The following is a 3,985-nucleotide window of genomic DNA, read 5'->3' on the forward strand; positions in this document are numbered from 1 at the left end:
AAAATCGTTGTCACCTTTGGCCCTGCGCTGGGCACGTACGCCAAAACCCTTGCCGTCCTGGAAGCCGGCGCAGACGTCGCCCGGCTCAACATGAGCCACGGGGACCACAGCGTCCACGAACAGACCTACCGCCATATCCGCAAGGCGGCCGCCGAGCTGAACCGCCCGATCGGCATCTTCGCGGACCTGCAGGGCCCGAAAATCCGGTTGGGCCGGTTCTCCTCCGGACCCCACGAACTCACCGTCGGAGACCGGTTCACGATCACGACCGAGGAGATCGAGGGCACCGCCGAGATCTGCTCCACCACCTACAAAGGCCTTCCCGGGGACGTCCGGCCGGGGGACACACTGCTCATTGATGACGGCAAGGTCGCGTTGCGCGCCCTGAGCGTGGACAGGACCAGGGTGGTCACCGAGGTGACCGTCGCAGGCGCCGTCTCCAACAACAAAGGAATCAACCTTCCCGGCGTCGCCGTCAACGTGCCGGCCCTTAGCAGCAAAGACGAAGCCGACCTGCGCTGGGCGCTGCGCACCGGGATTGACATGGTCGCCCTGTCCTTCGTCCGCAACGCCGCCGACATCCGGCGGGTTCACGAGATCATGGACGAGGAAGGCCGGCGCACTCCCGTCATCGCGAAAATCGAAAAGCCCCAGGCCGTGGCCGCACTGGCCGAGATCATCGACGCGTTCGACGCGATCATGGTCGCCCGTGGGGACCTGGGCGTCGAGCTACCGCTGGAAGAGGTGCCGCTGGTGCAAAAACGCGCTATCGAACTCGCGCGCCGGTGGGCCAAGCCGGTCATCGTGGCCACCCAGGTACTCGAATCCATGATCGAGAACCCCCGTCCCACCAGGGCGGAGGCCTCCGACTGCGCCAACGCCGTGCTCGACGGCGCGGACGCGGTCATGCTCTCCGGAGAAACGAGCGTGGGCCACTACCCGTTGGAAACCGTGGAAACGATGGCCAGAATCATCGAATCGACCGAAGAACACGGACTCGAACGCGTGCCGGCCCTCGGCACCAGCCCCCGCACCCGCGGCGGCGCCGTCACCCGGGCAGCCGTCGACATCGCCAACCAACTCAATGCCCGCTTCATCTGCACCTTCACCCAAAGCGGCGACTCTGCCCGGCGGCTTGCACGGCTGCGGCCCGCCCGTCCGGTGTTAGCGTTCACTCCCTCAGCGGCCACCCTGAACACCTTGGCCCTGACCTGGGGAATCCGGCCGCGCCTGAGCCCACCCGTCCAACACACCGACGAAATGACCTCCCAGGTCGACAGGCTGCTGCGAGACGAGAGCCTCGCCGCACCGGGAGACCTGACGGTCCTCGTTGCCGGCTCACCGCCAGGAACTCCCGGGTCCACCAACTCATTGAAGGTGCATCGCGTCGGCGACCTGACCGACTGAGAATTTCCCACAAAACCCAACATCAAGGCTAGTCACACTGCCCTCGGAATAAGGCCCAACTACCTGATCCTGCCGTCGAGCGGACCGCTCCTGAAACCGTAATAGGCAACAGCCGAAAAAAGTTAGCGAAGAGGTGCTGCGCCCCCCGGCAGAGCCTCTTCGCTGGCCTTCATTCGGCCACCGATGACATATGCGCCGTTATCGGCGTATTGCGACCACGGGAGTTTAAGGCGTCGCAACTACGCTTGCTGCGATCTTGAGGGCCGCGGGGTAGCTAAGCGCGGAGCCAGTCTCGACGAAGTCGTGGCCATACCAGAGCTTGGCGAAGTTACTAAGGTTAAGGTCCGCCAGCTCTGGACCGATCTGCCGTCGACGGGCAAGGAGAATCAGCCTCTCGATTGCTGACGAGAGTTTCCAGGGCGAGTTTCTCAACTGGAAGGGGCCTAACGTTAGCCCCGATCGGCCGAATGCCAGGACGTGGAACGTCCATTCGACTCCACGTATAAGGAGCCTTCGTTCATTTGTTTCGACGAGTGCTATCGAGCAGAGCAGGTTAGCCCACTCAATATAATCGGCAGATTCCGTGTATCGGTGGATCCTCTGTGCCATACGGCGAAACTGCGCTGATTCGGCATAGTCTCGCAGACGCCATGTATAGAGCTGAACGGCGTACTCCTGATCAGCCCGCTTCATCCCACTCCCTTGGGCCCTTCCGGGACTGCCGGTTCAGCGCATTTCGGGCACCTCTGCCCCAAGCCGTAAAGATCGTCACCACTACTGCCGTTATGATCCAGTCACGAAAATTCTCACTGACGTACTTGCCGATATTCCCTTCGCCGGCTTCGCGCATTAGCTCAATAACGTATCCGCCGAGAAGGGACAGGCCACCATAGCTGATGAGTAAGGAGAGGTAGAGACCCCAAACCATCTTGGATCTTTTGGAGATGCCGTAGGGTAACCCGTGGAAGATGATTGGCCAGAGTAAGAGAGCTGCACCCAGGAAACCTACGGCGGCCAGTGATAGGCCAGAAACGCCGAAGACAGAGATACCTGCTCCGATCAGGAACGGGTAAGCGAGGCGGCGTATCATTGCCGCTCTGGTCATCTTGTCGCTGACCATCAAATCGTTGCCGAACCCGGGAATCAGCTCGCTCAACGCAAAGTAGGGGCCTAGAAGCTTGGCATCCACCCGTACGGCCAGGGCGATTACGGCTGCGGGAACAATAACAATCGGCCATGGCGCAAGTTCAATGTTCATGGCTTGAAGCCTTCATGTTCATACTCGATCGCGTCACTCGCTCTAAGAGAAATTCGCGAGCCATTGGGCAGGGAAACAGGTGCCTTCCGGGATAGGTTCTGGTTCTGCCGGCCCGAACGTGAGCTGCCCTGATTGAACGGCAGCAGCGTATCCGCTCATGTCGGGATACATCGTTCGGGTGGATCTGTTGAAGTTTCGACTCAGGTATAGGCTCATTTGAGATTTGACCTCGGGCGTGAGCACGATACCCATCACCTGCACTCCCGTGGGTCCTGTGTTGGGGTAATCGACATCCTGTGGGTCTAACTTCAGCGCGTCGACGTAGACAGGCATGTCTGGTCCCGCAGGAAACCCCTGCACAGGCCCGTCTGAGGGCGCTGAGGGAACCGATGACGTTAGGAAAAGCCCTTCCTGTACAGTCATGCGCGCGTCCCGCACACGGGGTTCAACCAGGACGGCCTGCTTGTGGTCTTCCGAATACTGCAGGGCGGCCCTGAGCTGCGCTTGCTCAACGATGCCTATTGAACTCGCCTGGCCGTGAGGCAGGTCGGTCGTCCAGAAGATCTTCGAATCAGAAACGGTCATCGAGACGAGCACGCCGGGCTCGTCTAGATACCTTGGGTCCGAGCAAGCAAACCAGAGGGCGGTCATCGGGTTATAGGAGACATCGATGAGTCTCGTTGGCACGCCATGGTGCTGGAGCATCGACAGGAGGTGCAAATCCGGGACCCGCCCATACTCCGTTATCCCGATGCCCCATCGCCTTGCGTTCTCAAGGTATTGCCGTTCGCGGTGCGCAACTTCGTCTTCGGAAACTACGATCTGTTCCGATTCGAGTTGGCGGATTATCGACGACTTGACTTCGAATGAGTCGCTTGGGAGGCCGCGCCATAGGACTTTACCGATGTAACCGGGGCGGAACCCGATTTGGCCAATGAGGTTCCACAGCTCGAAGACGTCTGCCGGTTCTAAAGCCCAGTAGCCGCTCCAAGGTCCGCTTCTTTGCATCATGTCCCCTACAGCAAGCCATCAGTCTTAGCGGACATTTTCCGGTCAACGATGTGCACTATGCCCATAAGCAAACGGTCGGGAGCGTGCAGAACCGCACTCATTAGATTCCTGAAAATCTTCGGCAAGCCAAGGATAAAGACCACAACAAGTGGGGCCACGATGGCCGTCCCTAACGGGGAAGATATCCAACCGATAAGCCATGCGGCTGCAGCATCCATACTCATAAGCAACAACATAGCTTCGGACACCGACATTATCGCTTGTCATCCTCGTGGGTTACGTTGTGCTCAGGCGCAGTATTGCTGCGGC

4 protein-coding genes are annotated in these 3,985 nt (G+C 59.8%); 1 reads left to right on the plus strand and 3 read right to left on the minus strand.

Features of this window, described 5'->3' with window-relative positions; translation table 11 throughout:
- Nucleotides 1–1,407, plus strand: a 1,407-nt coding sequence (gene pyk / locus D477_RS01260) for a pyruvate kinase (RefSeq protein WP_005266492.1), incomplete at its 5' end; no start/stop codon positions are given.
- A 225-nt stretch (nt 1,408–1,632) separates the two neighbouring features.
- Here pyk and D477_RS01265 read toward each other — a convergent pair.
- The 3 genes from D477_RS01265 to D477_RS01275 all read right to left on the minus strand — a co-directional run bounded on the left by D477_RS01265 (nt 1,633) and on the right by D477_RS01275 (nt 3,676).
- Entirely contained in the window at nt 1,633–2,016 is a 384-nt protein-coding gene (locus D477_RS01265) for a hypothetical protein (protein ID WP_150109937.1), read from the minus strand.
- Nucleotides 2,017–2,086: 70 nt separating this feature from the next.
- Nucleotides 2,087–2,665: a hypothetical protein gene (locus tag D477_RS01270; RefSeq protein ID WP_005266494.1), complete on the minus strand. Its 579-nt coding sequence runs from the start codon at nt 2,663–2,665 to the stop codon at nt 2,087–2,089.
- Nucleotides 2,666–2,707: 42 nt separating this feature from the next.
- On the minus strand, nt 2,708–3,676 hold the full coding sequence (locus tag D477_RS01275) for an FRG domain-containing protein (protein ID WP_005266496.1): 969 nt from the start codon (nt 3,674–3,676) through the stop codon (nt 2,708–2,710).
- Between the last annotated feature and the right edge of the window lie 309 nt (nt 3,677–3,985).

This window comes from Arthrobacter crystallopoietes BAB-32 (assembly GCF_000328305.2).
Taxonomy (GTDB): Bacteria; Actinomycetota; Actinomycetes; order Actinomycetales; family Micrococcaceae; genus Crystallibacter; species Crystallibacter crystallopoietes_A.